The following is a 240-nucleotide window of genomic DNA, read 5'->3' on the forward strand; positions in this document are numbered from 1 at the left end:
CGCAATTTATCCTCCGTGCGGATGAAAGCGGCGAAGATGAGCTGGTTGCGTTCTACGGGTCCTCCCTTGAAGATGGGCACGGCGTAAAGGGATTCCGGTATTTCCGTATGGCGGGCTACGTCCCCCACATTCATGCCGGACGGATGATTCAAAATATGGCCGATGACAAATTCCTTCTCCGCCCGGCTCAGGAAGATGACGGAATGATGGAATCCGGCGCCATCCAGGTAGGGGGCGGCA

The 240-nt window shown here is 56.7% G+C and carries 1 protein-coding gene; it reads right to left on the reverse strand.

Annotation, left to right across the window (positions count from 1 at the left end):
- Nucleotides 1-240, reverse strand: a 240-nt coding sequence (locus AC781_RS04115; protein WP_141675741.1) for a YqgE/AlgH family protein, incomplete at both ends; no start/stop codon positions are given.

It is taken from the genome of Neoakkermansia glycaniphila (genome assembly GCF_001683795.1).
In the GTDB taxonomy this organism is placed as follows: domain Bacteria; phylum Verrucomicrobiota; class Verrucomicrobiia; order Verrucomicrobiales; family Akkermansiaceae; genus Akkermansia; species Akkermansia glycaniphila.